Annotated in this window: 1 pseudogene; it reads left to right on the top strand. The window is 53.3% G+C overall.

Features of this window, described 5'->3' with window-relative positions:
• Positions 1–538 (top strand): annotated as a pseudogene (locus QM877_RS10215) (hypothetical protein); the annotation flags it as partial.

Here is a 538-nt window from a genome sequence, read left to right as displayed (position 1 = left end):
TCAACCAGTGCGAGCCAATCAGCCAGCACATCGGCCTCTGAGTCAGCATCAACCAGTGCGAGCCAGTCAGCCAGCACATCGGCCTCTGAATCAGCGTCAACCAGTGCAAGTCAGTCAGCCAGCACAAGCGCCTCTGAGTCAGCAAGTACAAGTGCAAGTCAGTCAGCCAGCACATCGGCCTCTGAGTCAGCAAGTACAAGTGCAAGCCAATCAGCAAGTACATCGGCCTCTGAATCAGCAAGTACAAGTGCAAGTCAGTCAGCAAGTACATCGGCTTCTGAGTCAGCAAGTACAAGTGCAAGTCAGTCAGCCAGCACAAGCGCCTCTGAGTCAGCAAGTACAAGTGCAAGCCAATCAGCAAGTACATCGGCCTCTGAATCAGCAAGTACAAGTGCAAGTCAGTCAGCAAGTACATCGGCTTCTGAGTCAGCAAGTACAAGTGCAAGCCAATCAGCCAGCACATCAGCCTCTGAATCGGCGTCAACCAGTGCGAGCCAATCAGCCAGCACATCAGCCTCTGAATCGGCGTCAACCAGTG

The sequence above is a fragment of the Streptococcus infantis genome, assembly GCF_047463655.1.
GTDB lineage: Bacteria > Bacillota > Bacilli > Lactobacillales > Streptococcaceae > Streptococcus > Streptococcus infantis_Z.
This window is presented reverse-complemented; position numbering and strand designations above follow the sequence as displayed.